Origin of the sequence: Apilactobacillus apisilvae (assembly GCF_023380225.1) — a bacterium.
Classification (GTDB): Bacteria; Bacillota; Bacilli; order Lactobacillales; family Lactobacillaceae; genus Apilactobacillus; species Apilactobacillus apisilvae.
This window is the reverse complement of sequence record NZ_CP093362.1, coordinates 1186315-1202560: the sequence shown is the minus strand read 5'-3', so window position 1 is coordinate 1202560 and position 16246 is coordinate 1186315. Positions and strand designations below refer to the sequence as shown.

The 16246-nt window shown below is 30.2% G+C and carries 17 protein-coding genes; 5 read left to right on the top strand and 12 right to left on the bottom strand.

Annotated features, from left to right (window positions below):
* The first annotated feature begins 146 nt into the window (after window positions 1–146).
* The gene (locus MOO46_RS06140) at window positions 147–1022 is read left to right on the top strand and encodes a mechanosensitive ion channel family protein (protein ID WP_249510806.1); all 876 of its coding nucleotides are present in this window, start codon (window positions 147–149) and stop codon (window positions 1020–1022) included.
* On the opposite strand, the gene MOO46_RS06135 is transcribed toward MOO46_RS06140, so the two are convergent.
* Window positions 1002–2648, bottom strand: coding sequence for an IS1182 family transposase (locus tag MOO46_RS06135; RefSeq protein ID WP_249510805.1), 1647 nt, complete (start codon window positions 2646–2648; stop codon window positions 1002–1004). The two genes, MOO46_RS06140 and MOO46_RS06135, sit on opposite strands and share 21 nt — an antisense overlap.
* 145 nt (window positions 2649–2793) lie before the next feature.
* A complete protein-coding gene (locus tag MOO46_RS06130; protein WP_249510804.1) occupies window positions 2794–3672 on the bottom strand; it encodes a LysR substrate-binding domain-containing protein in 879 nt (292 codons plus the stop codon).
* A gap of 92 nt (window positions 3673–3764) precedes the next feature.
* Here MOO46_RS06130 and MOO46_RS06125 point away from each other — a divergent pair, with 92 nt between their 5' ends.
* Window positions 3765–5438 (top strand): malolactic enzyme, encoded by a 1674-nt coding sequence (locus MOO46_RS06125; RefSeq protein ID WP_260525463.1) that lies wholly within the window; start codon window positions 3765–3767, stop codon window positions 5436–5438.
* A gap of 69 nt (window positions 5439–5507) precedes the next feature.
* Here MOO46_RS06125 and MOO46_RS06120 read toward each other — a convergent pair whose 3' ends face one another.
* Entirely contained in the window at window positions 5508–5885 is a 378-nt protein-coding gene (locus MOO46_RS06120; RefSeq protein ID WP_249510802.1) for a hypothetical protein, read from the bottom strand.
* 126 nt (window positions 5886–6011) lie between these two features.
* Between MOO46_RS06120 and MOO46_RS06115 the strand changes: the two genes are divergently transcribed.
* Entirely contained in the window at window positions 6012–6929 is a 918-nt protein-coding gene (locus MOO46_RS06115) for a lysylphosphatidylglycerol synthase domain-containing protein (protein WP_249510801.1), read from the top strand.
* 27 nt (window positions 6930–6956) lie between these two features.
* Here the strand turns inward: MOO46_RS06115 and MOO46_RS06110 are convergent, their stop codons facing one another.
* The 8 genes from MOO46_RS06110 to MOO46_RS06075 all read right to left on the bottom strand — a co-directional run bounded on the left by MOO46_RS06110 (window position 6957) and on the right by MOO46_RS06075 (window position 12734).
* Window positions 6957–7799, bottom strand: a complete 843-nt coding sequence (locus MOO46_RS06110; protein ID WP_249510800.1) for a matrixin family metalloprotease — start codon at window positions 7797–7799, stop codon at window positions 6957–6959.
* Window positions 7800–8051: 252 nt separating this feature from the next.
* The gene (locus MOO46_RS06105) at window positions 8052–9131 is read right to left on the bottom strand and encodes a hypothetical protein (RefSeq protein ID WP_249510799.1); all 1080 of its coding nucleotides are present in this window, start codon (window positions 9129–9131) and stop codon (window positions 8052–8054) included.
* A gap of 65 nt (window positions 9132–9196) precedes the next feature.
* The gene (locus MOO46_RS06100; protein ID WP_249510798.1) at window positions 9197–9448 is read right to left on the bottom strand and encodes a hypothetical protein; all 252 of its coding nucleotides are present in this window, start codon (window positions 9446–9448) and stop codon (window positions 9197–9199) included.
* Window positions 9449–9460: 12 nt separating this feature from the next.
* On the bottom strand, window positions 9461–9679 hold the full coding sequence (locus tag MOO46_RS06095) for a hypothetical protein (RefSeq protein WP_249510797.1): 219 nt from the start codon (window positions 9677–9679) through the stop codon (window positions 9461–9463).
* Window positions 9680–9681: 2 nt separating this feature from the next.
* Window positions 9682–9924, bottom strand: coding sequence for a hypothetical protein (locus MOO46_RS06090; protein WP_249510796.1), 243 nt, complete (start codon window positions 9922–9924; stop codon window positions 9682–9684).
* 13 nt (window positions 9925–9937) lie between these two features.
* Entirely contained in the window at window positions 9938–10159 is a 222-nt protein-coding gene (locus MOO46_RS06085) for a hypothetical protein (protein WP_249510795.1), read from the bottom strand.
* A 4-nt stretch (window positions 10160–10163) separates the two neighbouring features.
* Window positions 10164–10520 (bottom strand): hypothetical protein, encoded by a 357-nt coding sequence (locus MOO46_RS06080; protein ID WP_249510794.1) that lies wholly within the window; start codon window positions 10518–10520, stop codon window positions 10164–10166.
* A 108-nt stretch (window positions 10521–10628) separates the two neighbouring features.
* Entirely contained in the window at window positions 10629–12734 is a 2106-nt protein-coding gene (locus tag MOO46_RS06075) for an AAA family ATPase (protein ID WP_249510793.1), read from the bottom strand.
* 371 nt (window positions 12735–13105) lie between these two features.
* On the opposite strand from MOO46_RS06075, the gene MOO46_RS06070 reads away from it, so the two are divergent.
* Both MOO46_RS06070 and MOO46_RS06065 read left to right on the top strand, forming a co-directional pair.
* Window positions 13106–14548 carry an amino acid ABC transporter substrate-binding protein/permease gene (locus MOO46_RS06070; protein ID WP_396121400.1) on the top strand — a complete coding sequence of 481 codons (1443 nt, stop codon included), beginning with the start codon at window positions 13106–13108 and terminating at the stop codon, window positions 14546–14548.
* Window positions 14545–15279, top strand: a complete 735-nt coding sequence (locus tag MOO46_RS06065) for an amino acid ABC transporter ATP-binding protein (protein WP_249510792.1) — start codon at window positions 14545–14547, stop codon at window positions 15277–15279. The genes MOO46_RS06070 and MOO46_RS06065 overlap by 4 nt, the downstream gene beginning before the upstream one ends.
* Before the next feature lie 61 nt (window positions 15280–15340).
* Here the strand turns inward: MOO46_RS06065 and MOO46_RS06060 are convergent, their stop codons facing one another.
* Complete coding sequence (locus MOO46_RS06060; protein WP_249510791.1) at window positions 15341–15931, bottom strand: hypothetical protein; 591 nt, start codon at window positions 15929–15931, stop codon at window positions 15341–15343.
* Window positions 15932–16246: the final 315 nt, after the last annotated feature.

Below are 16246 nucleotides of genomic sequence, written 5' to 3'. Positions count from 1 at the left end.
ATCTATACCTCATTTATGTAAGTTTATAAAATACTTACTTTTAGTTTATCATCTTCTATTATATTTTACAGCAGTCTATTTACTATCATAATAGCTTATATCAATGTTATTATTAAATATAAATAAATATTCAAGGAGGTTAAAATATGATTGCACAAGAAGCAGATAACCCTAGTATTTTCACTAAATACATAGAGAGTTTTAAATGGGAAGAAATTTTGCATAATATTACTAATATCGTAATTGATTTAGTTTTAATTTCAATTTTCTTCTTAATTCTTAGATCTGTTGGTAAAGCTATTATTAACCATTTATTCAGTAATTATGCTAACAAACAAAATAGTAATATTTCGTCTAATCGAATGAAAACACTTCATTCCCTATCAATGAACGCATACATGTATATGTTAGTATTTTTCTGGATATACTCTTCATTAACTATTATTGGTGTTCCAATTGGAACCTTATTAGCTGGTGCTGGATTATTTTCAGTAGCTATTGGGCTAGGTGCTCAAGGTTTAGCTAGTGATGTTATTAATGGATTTTTCATTTTATTTGAAAAACAAATCAATATTGGTGATTATGTAACTATTGGTGACGTAACTGGCACCGTTTCTGAATTGGGATTAAGAACCACTAAAATCAGAAGTAATAATGATGCTTTAAACTTCATTCCTAATCGTAATATTACAAGTATTTGCAATATGTCAAAGGAAAGAATGAAAGCAGAAATTAATATTCGGGTCAATCCAGATACTCCAATCACCAAAGTTATGAATATTATTAAAGATGTTAATGACCAATACGTTCCTAAAACTGAAGGGATTATTGATGATCCTCAACTATTAGGAACCGTTGATATGGGAGACGGAACTATTGCCGTTAAGGAATTTATTCCAACAACTGATGAAGCTCGTTTCGATGTTCAATTTGAATTTCTACAATTATATCTAGAAGCAATTAAAGCAGCTGGAATTAAATTACCAAACAACAAAGTTATCTCAGATATATCTAAAGGATAATAATAAAAAGGGTCTGTGACATAAGTCTCCTAAAAAACAGGATTTACGTTTGAAATTTAACGTAAATCCTGTTTTTGTATATAACAGTATAAAATTAATGACTCTCGTCATTAGTTTTCTTATATTTAATGCCATCATAGCAAATCCAGTTTCTCTTTTGACCCTTTCGATTCCCCTAACGGAGAATCGATTAAAACGCAAAGAAGCCTTTAGTCTACCAAAAACTGATTCTACATCTATTTTTCTTTTTTCGTAGATATCATTTGTTTTCGGTGCCAAAAGCAATTCTTTTTGTTTATTTTTAAAATATTCCCATGCATAATTAATTCTAATTTTTCTGTTATTGCCAGATTTGGTTAATGCATTAGAGTTTATATTTTGATTAATATCGTATTTTTCAGCTTCATATTCTTTAAAGTCGCGAGTAAATTGATGCTTATCAGTTCTTTTACAATAGGCATTAAAATTAAATCGAACGCCATTAGGATCTAGGTAATAGTCATCTTGTGCATTGTAATACCAATTCATGACCTTACGGTCATCACTTTTCCATTTACGACTTTGTTCTTTTAACATTGTTCCATAGGGAATTAAAGGAATGTTATTAGTTAGTTTGTCTTCTATAAAACGATAATTACTTTCAGATCCATAACCAGCATCGGCAACAATATATTTACCTAAACTATTATTCTTAATTTGTTTATTTAAGAACGGAATTAAAGTACGAGTATCAGTGGGATTTTGATAAATGTCAAAATTAGTTATGAATTGTCCACTAGTGGCAATTTGTAAATTATAAGCAGGTTTAAGTTGTCCATTTAACATGGGGTCTTCCTTAATACGCATAAAAGTAGCATCATGATCAGTCTTAGAATAACTATTACGATTGGAAAATATTTTATTACTTTTTTGATATTCTATTTGTTTGCATTTACGAAAACGAAGTTTTCTTTTAATGGCTTTTAACTTACGACGCTTTTGTTTATGGGGATTAGGTGATAGTTTTTTATTCTGTTTAATTTGATCATTTAAATCTGCTAAACAATTTTCTAAATGGATGATGATTTCATCTAACTCACTTGTTGAAATATCAGAGTCATCTGGGAGTTCACCCACATATTTAACATCATTCATGTCATGTAGTAATTTTATAATCGCTTCGCGATTTAATTTATCGAATCTGATTATATTTTTACGCCAAACAAAAGAATACTTATTAGCATTCGCTAGTATTTTAGTTCCATCAATAAAACTTACATCATCAATATAATTATTTTTTCTTAGATATTTAGTTAATTGATTCATGCATTTACTAATTAAATTTTCTGCTTCATCTGAAATCCTAAATCGACAGACTGTTCTGTATGAAGGAAATGAATTTTTAGTTAACCAACGTGCAGGTAAATTTTCTTCTGCCAGCTCACTAATTTGGCGACTACTAAAAATCCCTTTAGAATAAGCAAACAAGGTTAACTTTAATAGTGACCGTAGGTCGTATTTTCGTGGCCTACCAAATATGTATTTTTCTTCTAAACCAATCATTTCAACAATTTGATTGATAATTTTTACTTGATGATTATTTTTAGGTTGCCAATTTTGAATATTTAAAATATAATTAGTACTCATTAGTTTTAAGTTTCCTTTCAAGGAGATTTATTTAAACGATATCGGTTGGTTCGATATCGTTTTTTATTATACATAAATAACGCTCGTTGGAAAAATTAAATTCCAACGAGCGTTATTTTTTAGAGACTTATGTCACAGTCCCTTTTTATTTTAAAGAATGACGAATATTGTTAAGAACTTTTTGTTGAAGTTCATTAAAATAATGTGACTTTAGATAAACCAAACTTGTCACAAACTTAGGCATATTTTCATCGTCTACTTTTAATCGAACAACATTCTTTGGATAACTAACAAATGAATTAAAGAAACCGATTCCTACATTATTCGAAATTAAATTCATAATATTGTTAGTTTCATTAGAACGTAAAATAATATTGGGATGCATCCCATTCTTTTTAGTTAATTGACGAAATGATTCATTTTGCACAAATCCTTGCTTAAATAAAATAAAGTCTTCATGTCTTAAATCAGAAAAATTCACAGATTCTTGATTAGCTAAATGATGATTTTTTGAAACATAAACATAAAAAGGAATTTGATCAATTTCTTCAGTTTCAATTCGAGCATCTTCCAATGGATTAATTGAACCTAGTAACGCTAAATCTAACTCACCATTTTTTAGCGAGTCTAAAGTAGTTTCTGAGCCATATTCAAAAGTAGTAATATTATTCAATAAATTTTCTGCTTTTAAGTTTTGGGCAATTTTAGGAAAGTACTTGGTTTCGATAATTGGTGGTAGACCAATTGCAATCTTATTAGATTTTAAATTAGCAATATTTTGTTTAGCCACTTCAAAATGACGAATAATTGCTCGCGCATGTTTTAATAGTTGCTTTCCACTATCTGTAACAATTAAATCACCATGGGTTCGATGACGAATAATTAGGTTAGAATCCATTTCTTGTTCTAAACGTTTTAAGGCAAATGTAATTGTTGGTTGACTGACATTAAATTCTTCTGCAACTTTCGAAAAAACTTTTAATTCTGTTAAGCTTATAAAATATTCAAGATCTCTAGTATTCATAATGACCACCTTTAAGTACTGATATAATGGTTTTTTATTTTTACATATAAATTATATTTATTATAACACTAACTTTTGACTATCAAAAAACTATGTATTATTATCTAGTTATTCAATTAAGGAAAGAGGTATGTACTATGACTATGGGATACAATATTTTAAACAACCCATTCAAAAACAAAGGTACTGCATTTACTAAAGATGAACGTAAAGCTTTAGGTTTAGAAGGATTACTTCCTCCATATGTACAAACTTTACAAGAACAAGTCGATCAAACATATGCACAATTTCAATCAAAACCATCTGATTTAGAAAAACGTGTTTTCTTAATGCAAATTTTTAATGAAAATCGCGTCTTATTCTACAAACTATTTTCACAACACGTTGTAGAATTTATGCCAATTGTTTATGATCCAACAATTGCTGAAACTATTGAAAACTACAGTGAACTATTTGTGCAACCACAAAATGCAACATTCTTATCAATTGATGATGATTTAGATACTATTAAAACATCATTGAAAAATGCTGCTGAAGGTCGTGACATTCGCTTAATCGTTGTGACTGATGCTGAAGGTATTTTAGGAATTGGTGACTGGGCTACTAATGGTGTTGATATTGCAGTAGGTAAACTAATGGTTTATACCGCTGCTGCTGGAATTGATCCTAGTCAAGTACTACCAGTAGTTCTAGATGCAGGTACCAATAACAAAGAACTTCTAGACGATCCTATGTACTTAGGTAATCGTCATGAACGAGTTTATGGTGAAAAATACCATAAATTTGTTGATACTTTTGTTGAAGATGCAGAGGAAATGTTCCCTGAAATGTATCTACACTTTGAAGATTTCGGTCGTGGAAATGCTGCTGAAATTCTAGATCGCTACAAAGATAAATACACAGTTTTCAATGATGATATTCAAGGTACTGGTATCATCGTATTAGCTGGTATTTTAGGGGCATTAAATATTTCCGGTGAAAAAATGACTGATCAAGTTTATCTATCATTTGGTGCCGGAACTGCTGGAACTGGTATCGTTTTTCGTGTCTACGATGAGTTCATTCAACAAGGAATGGATCCTAAAGAAGCTAAGAAACATTTCTATCTAGTAGATAAGCAAGGTCTACTATTTGATGATGATGATACTTTAACTCCTCAACAAAAACCATTTGCACATAAACGTGATGAATTTGAAAACCCCGATGAATTAACAAACCTTGAAGCTGTTGTTAAAGCAGTTCACCCAACTATTCTAGTTGGTACTTCTACTCAACCAGGCAGTTTCACCGAAAATATTATTAAAGAAATGGCTGCAAATACTGAACGTCCAATCATCTTCCCTATTTCAAACCCAACTAAGTTGGCTGAAGCAAAGGCTGAAGACTTATTAAAATGGACTGATGGTAAAGCATTAATCGGTACTGGAATTCCAGTTAAGGATGTTGAATACAATGGCACCACTTACCAAATTGGTCAAGCTAATAATGCATTAGTTTATCCTGGTTTAGGTTTAGGTGCAATTGCTTCTACTGCAACTGTTCTAGACGATGAAATGATTTCCGCAGCTGCCCACTCACTTGGTGGTATTGTCGATACCGACAAACCAGGTGCTGCCGTCTTACCTCCAGTTTCTAAGTTGGATCAATTTTCAACTACTGTTGCTAAGGCCGTTGCTGATAGTGCTGTCAAACGTAATTTAACTCGTGAAAAAGTTGAAAATGTTGATACAGCTATCGAAAACACTAAGTGGGATCCTGAATACTAATAAGTATGAATATACTCTAAGATGGTCAAAAAAGACGCTGATTTTTTCAGCGTCTTTTTTCGTCTTATATTAATTAACTACCAACACTGGATAACGATATTTATACCCCAGATTGGTTTTAAGAATTCTATATTTATCAATTGTACCCTTAATTGATAAATTTTTTTGTGGTAAATTTTTATCTTTTAATATCAAAAAATATAGGTGATTATCATCATCGGAAACACTCGCTTCTTTTCTACCATTTTTAATATATTGCTGATTAACATGAATATTTTTCAAATAATATTTCTGACCATAGTAATGATTACTGGTAATTAGTTTTTTATATGTAATTGGTTCAGTCCTTTTAACCTTTTGATTTTTTGGATGATGTAGTAAAGCAATTGTCCCAATGAAAGCAATCAGAATAGTTAATATGATTAATATTATCTTATTGTACTTCATAATATCTTCAACCCCAATCATCTTAATTGAACAATAATGTAATTAATAAGTCAAAGCCGTGCAGATAATAAATTTAATGTATAATGGACGTAAATTTATTAATTTAGAAAAGAGTTGAAAAGTTTAATGAACATTAGTAAAAAAGCGAATGATTTTTTTAATAAACATAGTCGTGCAATTAAAAGTATCTATGTAACAGTAATTGTTATTTTAATTTTGGTTGCATTTAATTCAATTAGAAAAGAAGTTCATTGGCATCAAGTTATGCAATCATTTAGTAATTTGACCCCTACTAAGATTATTATGTTGATTGTTTTAGGACTAATATCTATAATTCCTATGGCAATTTATGATTATGAGTATGTTAAACAAAGCCACAAACATTTTAAAACATCCACAATTTTGGTTAATAGCTATGTTATTAATACTGTCACTAATTTAGCCGGTGGTGGTGGAATTATTGGTGGTAGTTTAAGAACTTATTTATTTGGTAAAGTAAAAGATGTAAAACAAACTGTCGTCCAGGTATCTCAAATTGCTTTATTCACTTTAACCGGGCTATCAATTAACGCCATTATCGTGATTGGATTACATTTCTTCTTCGATATTAAATTAAATCTATTTTACTGGTTAGTATTAATTGGATTTATCATTTACCTAGTTACTTTGGTTTTCTTCCGTGCAAAATCTTTAAGTACTCATGATACAATCTTATTATTAACTGGTTCATTATTTGAATGGATTTGTTGTTTATCATTTTTTGTATCAATCGGTTTGTTCTTAGGATATAATTTTAGCATTCCATCAATATATTCATTAGTTGCTGTTGCAGGAATGATAGGAATTATTAGTTTTATTCCTGGTGGTCTTGGTAGTTTTGATTCAATTATGATTGCTGGAATGAGTGCCAATGGTTTGAACGTTAATCAAGCACTCACTTGGTTAATAATTTATCGAGTTACTTATTATATATTGCCTTTCCTTGTTGGAATAACATTATATTTTAGTAAAATAATTCATAATAAATATATAAATAACAAATAAAGCATGCCAATTTGATTGGCATGCTTTTTAAGCTTGATAAAAATATTTTAATGATGTTTTTTCACAACTATCAAGTTTGTTTAATAAAACTGATCCTAAAGCTGAAGTTTCATACATTATTAATCCACGATCAGCATCAGATGATAAATCATCGAAACCTAAGGCATGACCAATTTCGTGAATCATAACATGATCTTGATTATTAGATGAAGAGTTTAGTAAACTTGAATATAAAGTAACATTGGTTTTAGAAATATATTTCATCTTAGTCCCATCCTTAAGACTGACATCAGAATTATAGTCAACATAATTATCAGCATCCCCAAGTCGACCTTGAGTATAATCGGACCTACTGAAATCGTCAGCTAATGAATAATTACCGTGAACATTAACATTAGCGTGTTCTGAAGAACTAACTACCTTAAATTTAATAACATTTAAGTCATTCCAAGTTTCAATGGCATTTTTAAAGTTATCGGATAATTCACTATTCCCACTGTAGTTGATATGAACGGTTCCGTCATTATTAAGTTTTTGTTTAATAGGTAAACCTGTACGATAATCTTTAATAAAAGGTAAATTATGTTTATTAGGGTATTTAGCATTAACTTCACTAATGAATTTTACATTATCATCATCCTGCAAAATCCTGTAGTAGTTAAAATTTTCATCACTACCTAATGATACCTTTTTGCCAACTTCTTCATTGGCATTTTTGATTACTGATTTTGTTTTCTTTTTCACATTTTTTTTAACTTTATGTTGTTTCACTTTTTTATTTTTAGCAGCAAGTGCTGATGTATTATCATTAAAAAATGATAATGAAGATAAACAAAACAATCCCAAAAATACAATTAACAATTTTTTCATATAAATTCTCCTAAAAGTTTAAATAGTAATTAAGCAATCTGTTTAAAACAATTCAAAGAATTTATTGAAACATTCAATTATTGTATTTGTAGAAGGTCAAGAATTACTAGCATTTTTTAACAACAATTGCAAACAATACGCTTCTGAAAATAAAATTACAACTACATAAAATTAATAATAACTTATAAATAAAAAAGGGAAGCTGTTATATCAGCTTCCCTTTTTGTTTATTACTTTTGTGTAACGATTGCATTAGAAATCTTTAACTTCAACTAATTCTGCGCCACGATTCATTAGAATTAATCCGCGACCACTCTTAGTAAATGAGATTCCTTCAAATTCACGAGTAACATCCCACTTAGTAGTTCTAACATCATTAGGCTTTAAATGACCTAATTTATTAACTGGGACTGAAGTAATTGCACCATCAGAAACAAAGTATAGACGATTACTCTTAGGATTATATCCCATCCCTTGTGTATGATCACCTGGTGCATGCGCTAAGCCTTGTTGAATAGATTCCATGTGAACACGATTACCCTTCAATTGACCCTTATAAATGGTAATTCCACCAGCTACTTTGCCTTTATTCATGTGTTTAATATAAGTATAAAAATTACCATGCTTATCAAAAGTCAATTCATTATTGATACTGTCATTATTATTTAATTTAAAACTAATCTTTTTGGTAACTTTCAAAGTATCAGGATTAATTTCAACTAAAGTTGGTTTATTAGTAGTTAATAACATATCGAAGAAATATAATTTATTATTTTTAGGATTATACGATAATGATTGTCCATGACCTACACTAAATTTACTACCATATTTAATTGCCGCTTTGATTTGAGGATTGGTATTAATACCCCTTCTTAATGAATCCATATGATCAGTATTAACCCCTAAATCATGTAATTTCCACAAATCATATCTAATAATACTGTTATTTCCTAAAGAATACATTACATATACGTAATGACCATCAGGACTTTGGACAGCACTTTGTGGATTAGCAATATCTCCACTATAGTTATGACTCACTGGTAAATACATAAATGTTTGAGCATTACGTTTAAAATTACCGGCCTTAAACTTATATGTATCTGGCTTAGTTTGATAAGTACTGCTGCTAATATAGTCCTTACTAGAAGTATAGCTATAAGCAGGAATGGTAGCGTAATTTTTGTTATTAACAACTTTTTTAGAAACTGCCCCAGTTAAAGCGTTCCCTTTTTGATGAATTGTTGAACTAGCACTTGCCATTGTTGTAGTGGCACCCGTTAGTAAAGCAAAGCTACCCAATAAAAATAAAAACTTTCTACTTTTAAACATAAATAAAACCTCTAACTTTATAAAATTAAATAAATCTAATATTATAATAACACTACCATTACAGTTTAGTTAAATTTTTTAGTGATTATATACTTATATTCATTAATTTGTTCAATGTTAACATTCCAAATGGGTTTAAAAAATACACTTTCATCTGTAAATTGAATAATTAGTTGAGGACCGTCATATTCATTAATTGACTCATTATCATCATTTAAACGATTCATAAAAAGGATATTATTATAACGCTGATCGTAAAAATAAATCATTGTATTTTCATAATAAAAAGTATATTGATTAATATTTATTTTTTTCATTACATTCCTCTTCTAATAAAAAGACTTGATTTGGTAAACATTGTTTTTAATTTCAATAATATTTACCGACTTATCTGGATGAAAAGTCAATATTCCATCAAAAAAATCAATTACTAGATTAATTTCATTGGGAGTAATAAAGGCAATTCGACAATTATCATTATCAAAAAAACAATACATCTCATCTTCATCATACCAAAATTCATATTGTTTTAATTTAACACTTATCATAATTAAACCTCGTTATTAATAATTTTATATTCAGTCACTGAAATTTGTTCAATCGATAAATCAATTCCAAAACTATTCTTAATATTAAAATTTAAATAATTATTTTTAACATAAATTTTTAAGATGCTAGTATCATAATCTTCATTTAAAAAAATGAGTGTATTGGTTTTATTGTCAAAAATACATGGTGTGGATTCATTATTGTAATGAATATAAAAATTGCCTAATTGATATTTATCATTCATTGAAAGATTTCTCCTATTTATTTTTGATAATTCTATAATGGTTTTTGGAATTTTTTTGAAAAGTAACACCATTTCTTGGTCGAATTATCAGACTATTTTCCTTTATACTAAAATGGATCATAACTTCACTTTTATTGTCTCTATTCAAAAATAAAAGACTTTGCTTATCTTTAACACAATAAGAATCTTGAGAATTATAATCAATAATATATCCATTAAATAACACTTCATCCATACTTTTACCCCTTACTAATTATTGGATAAATTCCTAAAACGAACATATAAATAAAACCAGCCGCACATATTAATCCCACTAACATCCATGCAAAATGGCGTAAAAATAAACGTTCTCTAATCCATATAATGATATTAGCAATAGTAATAGAAATAAAAGATAATATAAACGGATGTAAGAACCCATTGACATCAAAAGCGGCTGCAATACTGAAACCAACTATAAAAAACATAACAGTTAATAAGAATCCAGTTACAATGTCAAAAATGTAATTAAATTCTTGTTTTTTTATTAAAAATATAAAGTAAAAAATAGTTATACATAAAAATAATCCTAGTAAAATTGTTAATAATATTTTCAAATGCAAAAGTTCTCCTCAATATAATTTATTATCTAAAGGATACTAAAAAAGCCCATAAAAAAATAGACCTACTTGAAAGGAGTAGATCTATTTTAAATTCACTACATATTATGCAGCTACTTTATCAGCACTAATTACTACCTGATCATCTTTCATATCAGCATCCAAGTGCTTAATATCTGCATGATCCAAGTAGAAATCAGTAATTTTATCTCTGATTTCTTGTTCAACAACTCGACGTAATGGACGTGCACCCATTGCTTCATCATATCCTTCATCAATTAAGTGTTCCTTAACTGGTTCAGATACTTTCACATCCATATCTTTCTTAGATAAAGTCTTGTTGACATCAGATAACAGCAAGTTAACGATTTCTTTCAAATTGTCTTTAGACAAGTGAGAGAATTCAACAATTGCATTAAATCTATTCAAGAACTCTGGACGGAAGTATGGAGCTAAACGATCCATTAACTTCTTATCTTTATCATCATCACCAGTAATACTTTCATTACCAAACCCAGCATTAGAAGTGGCGATAACTACAGTATTCTTAAAGTTAACAACGTTTCCTTGACCATCAGTTAAACGACCATCATCTAATACTTGTAGCAATAATGTTAATACTTGTGGGTTAGCTTTTTCAATTTCATCTAATAAGACAATTGAGTAAGGGTTACGACGAACTTTTTCAGTTAAAGTATTGTTATTGTCATTATATCCAACGTAACCAGCAGATGCACCAATTAACTTAGATACGGCTGTTTGATCGGAGTATTCGGACATGTCTAATCTAATGATATTTTCCTTATTGCCGAACATATCCAAAGCTAATTGTTTAGCAAGTTCAGTCTTTCCAACACCAGTAGGTCCAACGAATAAGAATGAACCAATTGGACGATTACCTTCATCAAAGCCAGCACGGTTACGACGAATAGCACGAGCAACTGCATTTACAGCTTCGTCTTGACCAATAACTTTACCTTGCAAGCGTTTACCCATATTCTTCAAGCGTTCAATATCATTACCACTCATCTTAGATACTGGAACTCCAGTTAATCTTTCAACGGCGTTAGCAACGTCATTAATATTAGCGGTAACTTTTTCAGCATCTTTCTTATTAGAATCAGCTTGTTTTTGTAACTTGTCAATTTCATTTTTATGCTTTAAAGCAGTTTCGTAATCTTCTTTGGCAGCTGCATCTTCTTGTGCTTTCTTTTCAGTTTTAATTTGGTCTTCTAATTGTTTCTGATCTAAAACTGGATGTTTAGCTGCAAGATGAGCAGCGGTCATATCAACTAAATCAATTGCCTTATCAGGTAAACTACGTTGTGGAATATATTGAACAGAATAATCTACAGCAGCTTTCAAAACATCATCTGGTAAAACTACATTATGATGTTCTTCATATAATGGACGAATGCCCTTTAAGATCTCTAAAGTAGTTTTTTCAGATGGAGCATTAATTTTAACTTCGTTGAAACGACGTGATAATGCGGCATCTTTCATAATTGTGTTTCTATATTCATCTTGGGTTGTAGCACCAATAACAGTGAATTCACCACGAGATAAAGCTGGCTTAATAATATCAGCTAAACCTTTAGAACCACTTTCATCACCGGCATTACCTGCACCCAAGATTTGATGAATTTCATCAAAGAATAGAATAACATTCTTTCTTGCTTTAACTTCTTTGATTAAGTTTTGAATATTTTCTTCAAAACTACCACGGTATTGAGTACCAGCTTCAAGTCCAGAAATATCAATACTAATAATTTCCTTATTCTTGATTGAAGCTGGAACATCACCCTTAGCAATTGCTTCAGCTAAGCCCTCAACAACAGCAGTTTTACCAACTCCAGCATCACCAACAAGTACTGGGTTGTTCTTGCTTCTTCTAGATAAGACTTCAGCAGCTTCTTGGATTTCTTTATCTCTTCCAATTACTGGATCCAACTTACCATCACGAGCTTCCTTCGTTAAGTTACGACCTAACTTACCAAGAATACTTTTACCACCATTTTGTTTTTGTTGTGGATTCATCTGACCATTTTGTAATTGACCAGATTGTCTTAATTGTTCTAATTGCTCTGGGGTGACTTCCTGACCGTTAACCATATAACGACGTTCAGAACGTGAATTACCTGTATCACCTAAGAATTGATTGAAAATTTTGTCAAAATCATCATTGAATGGATCGAATGGATTTCTAGCCATAGTACATCCCTCGCTTTTCTATATAAATTATTTTTATTTAATGAAGTCAGGAACTTTTTTGTTCATTCCTTTTCTTCATTACAAATATACTATAGCATCTATTTTACATAATACAAGTAAAAAGCTGACCTTTTTTGACCAAAAGAATAAAAATAATGTATAAACGTTGTTTTAATAGTATTTGTAGATGAAAATTTAATCAAAGATTTTGATCAAAGCAATGTGACTTTAAATAACACTGATTTCATCTTTTTTCCATTTTTAACTTTTATAAATATACTTTTATAAAAAACTCTGTTATTATACTTAATATACAATGTCACAAAACATTACATATAACTGTATATGTTTAAGAAAAGGGGATTATATAAATGAAACGACATTCATTAGCTGTCCGTTGTTTATTAACAATGGCATGCAGTTTTATTGTCGCATTCGCTTTATTTGCAGCCCCTGCTAAGACGCATGCTGCTGAAAAAACATATGAAATTGGTACGGATGTTACCTTCCCTCCATTTGAATATGCGAATGACAATAACAAATATGTTGGAATTGACATGGATTTACTGAGAGCCATTGCAAAAAACCAACAATTTAATGTAGATATTAAGCCACTAGGATTTAATGCTGCGGTTCAATCAATCCAATCTGGCCAAACCGATGGAATGATTGCTGGGATGTCAGTAACTCCCGAACGTAAAGCTACTTTTGATTTTTCAAATCCTTATTTTGATTCTGGTGTAGTTATGGCCACTTCAGATAAAAATGGTGTTACATCACTAAATCAATTAAAAGGTAAAAAAGTTGCCGTTAAAACTGGAACTGCTGGTGCACAGTATGCTCAATCAATTGAAAAGAAATACGGTTTTAAGACTGTAACCTTTGATGATTCTAATAACATGTATGAAGATGTTATGATTGGTAACTCTGCAGCATGTTTTGAAGATAATCCAGTTATGCAATATGCAATTAAGCAAGGAACTAAACTAAAAATCGTTACTAAGCCTGCTAACAAAGGTACATATGGATTTGCGGTTAAAAAAGGTCAAAACCAAGAACTATTGAAAAAATTCAATGCTGGTTTAGCTAATATCAAAAAATCTGGTGAATACCAAAAAATTGTTAACAAATATTTGAATGCTAAGAAAAGTGCTGTAGATGATCATTCATTCATGGGAATTTTGAAACAAAATAAAACTTTCCTATGGCAAGGTTTCTTACAAACAATGTGGTTAACTATTGTTTCAATTATCTTTGCTACCATTATTGGAGTTATTTTTGGATTATTTGGAGTTATTCCTAATAAATTTTTCCAGGGATTATCCACTACTTTCATATATGTATTTAGAGGTCTTCCATTAATTGTGTTGGCACTATTTATTTACACTGGAATTCCTACTTTAATTGGAACTAAGATTCCGGCATTCACTGCCGGAGTTATCACCTTAATGCTAGATGAAGGTGCTTATATCGCTGCTTTCGTTAAAGGTGGAATTCAATCCGTCGAAAAAGGTCAAATGGAAGCTGCTCGTAGTTTAGGATTACCATTCGGTAAATCAATGCGTAAAGTTGTGCTTCCACAAGGGATTAAATTAATTGTTCCTTCATTCATTAATCAATTCATTATTACATTGAAAGATACTTCAATTCTTTCAGTAATTGGAATTATCGAACTGACTCAAACCGGTAAAATTATTATCGCTAGAAACTTAGAAGGTTTCAAAGTTTGGGCAATGGTCGCAATTATTTATCTAATTATTATTACCCTACTAACTTGGCTTTCTAACTGGGGTCAAAGGAGGACTAAACTTTGAGTAAAATAAAAGTAACTGATCTACACAAACAATATGGTGATAATCATGTGTTAAAGGGTGTCGATTTAACTGTTAATAAAAATGAAGTCGTTGTAATTATTGGTCCTTCTGGTTCCGGTAAGAGTACTTTGCTTCGAACACTTAATAAACTTGAAGAACCTACTTCTGGTTCAGTCGTCGTAAATGGTGTCGATATCGCTAAAAAAGGTGTCGACTTGGATAAAGTGCGTGAACAAATTGGGATGGTATTCCAACATTTCAACTTATTCCATAATCTAACAGTAGGCAAAAACATTATGTTAGCACCTACTGAATTAGGTAAATTAAATAAAGATGATGCTGAAAAGCAAGCCAAAAAATTACTAAAAACAGTTGGTCTAGAAAACAAATTTGATTCATCAGTTGAATCACTATCAGGTGGTCAACAACAACGTGTCGCAATTGCGCGTGCTTTGGCAATGAACCCCGATATTATGTTATTCGATGAACCTACTTCTGCCCTTGATCCAGAAATGGTTGGAGATGTGCTACAGGTAATGAAAGACCTTGCTAAAGAAGGTATGACAATGGTTGTTGTTACCCATGAAATGGGCTTTGCTAAAGAAGTCGCTGATCGTGTAGTATTCGTCGACCAAGGTAAAATCCTAGAATCAGGTACCCCTGATCAAATATTTGGTAGTCCAAAAGATCCACGTCTACAAACATTCTTATCTAAAGTGTTAGATGTTTAATTAAAAATATGTATAAAAAATCGCCCGGTATTATTAATATCGGGCGATTTTTGTGTTTTAATTATTTACCATTACTTAAAGGTGTACCTGCACTAAGATTCCAATTCAAAGTAGTACTATAACTGTTAGTAGTATTAGGATCTTGGGGTAAGGATTTATCATTAATTATGATCTTTGGATTATTGGAAATTGTTAAGTTCTTATCTGATCCTTCTGCAACACCAGTATTATTAAAAACATCAGTTGAAGATTTACTATCTAAATTGACAGTCTTACCATTGCCTAGGTCAATAGTAGCATTCGTAGTCTTCTTATTGGCTTGATTAGTTAATTGGCTTCCGCTCAAGCTTAATGACCACTTATTGAAATTATCAGTTCCAGTAAAATTGTTAAAATTAGCCGTTACACTGGAATCAGATAATGCCATTGGTGCATTAATATTACCATTATTACTATTTAAGTTTAAGTCACTAGCTTTTAAACCATTAATATGATTTAAAGTTAATGGTCCAGTTGTAACATTATTATCAACTGAACTATTAGGATTGTTGTTGGCAACACTGCTATCAGCATGTGCACTAACACCAATCATCGCCAAACCCAGAGAACATAGTGAAAAAGCAGATAAAGTTATAATTTTATTTAAATTCATAAAAATCCTCCAATTAAAATTGTTATATATGATAATTGAGATTGTTTAAGATACCTATTCGAAAATAAGTCAATTAAGATATGTATAAATTCAGTATATTACTTTTAAACATCACTTATATTTCATTCAAAGGCAAAATTATGTAACATTAGAAATATTTTTAGACTAAAATCCAATTTAATAATGATTATAAAGGCTTCGATAAGCAAAAATAAGTAATATAAAATTTCAATAATATTTTTGAAAGTATAATAATAAAATGCTAACAAAAAAATAAAATTAATATATTAAAAAACGCCCGATATAATATATCGA

Excerpts from the sequence above, each read along its gene's own strand:
- MOO46_RS06140 (WP_249510806.1), top strand. The coding sequence starts at position 147 with ATGATTGCACAAGAAGCAGATAACCCTAGTATTTTCACTAAATACATA.
- MOO46_RS06135 (WP_249510805.1), bottom strand. The coding sequence starts at position 2,648 with ATGAGTACTAATTATATTTTAAATATTCAAAATTGGCAACCTAAAAAT.
- MOO46_RS06130 (WP_249510804.1), bottom strand. The coding sequence starts at position 3,672 with ATGAATACTAGAGATCTTGAATATTTTATAAGCTTAACAGAATTAAAA.
- MOO46_RS06125 (WP_260525463.1), top strand. The coding sequence starts at position 3,765 with ATGTATTATTATCTAGTTATTCAATTAAGGAAAGAGGTATGTACTATG.
- MOO46_RS06120 (WP_249510802.1), bottom strand. The coding sequence starts at position 5,885 with ATGAAGTACAATAAGATAATATTAATCATATTAACTATTCTGATTGCT.
- MOO46_RS06115 (WP_249510801.1), top strand. The coding sequence starts at position 6,012 with ATGAACATTAGTAAAAAAGCGAATGATTTTTTTAATAAACATAGTCGT.
- MOO46_RS06110 (WP_249510800.1), bottom strand. The coding sequence starts at position 7,799 with ATGAAAAAATTGTTAATTGTATTTTTGGGATTGTTTTGTTTATCTTCA.
- MOO46_RS06105 (WP_249510799.1), bottom strand. The coding sequence starts at position 9,131 with ATGTTTAAAAGTAGAAAGTTTTTATTTTTATTGGGTAGCTTTGCTTTA.
- MOO46_RS06100 (WP_249510798.1), bottom strand. The coding sequence starts at position 9,448 with ATGAAAAAAATAAATATTAATCAATATACTTTTTATTATGAAAATACA.
- MOO46_RS06095 (WP_249510797.1), bottom strand. The coding sequence starts at position 9,679 with ATGATAAGTGTTAAATTAAAACAATATGAATTTTGGTATGATGAAGAT.
- MOO46_RS06090 (WP_249510796.1), bottom strand. The coding sequence starts at position 9,924 with ATGAATGATAAATATCAATTAGGCAATTTTTATATTCATTACAATAAT.
- MOO46_RS06085 (WP_249510795.1), bottom strand. The coding sequence starts at position 10,159 with ATGGATGAAGTGTTATTTAATGGATATATTATTGATTATAATTCTCAA.
- MOO46_RS06075 (WP_249510793.1), bottom strand. The coding sequence starts at position 12,734 with ATGGCTAGAAATCCATTCGATCCATTCAATGATGATTTTGACAAAATT.
- MOO46_RS06070 (WP_396121400.1), top strand. The coding sequence starts at position 13,106 with ATGAAACGACATTCATTAGCTGTCCGTTGTTTATTAACAATGGCATGC.
- MOO46_RS06060 (WP_249510791.1), bottom strand. The coding sequence starts at position 15,931 with ATGAATTTAAATAAAATTATAACTTTATCTGCTTTTTCACTATGTTCT.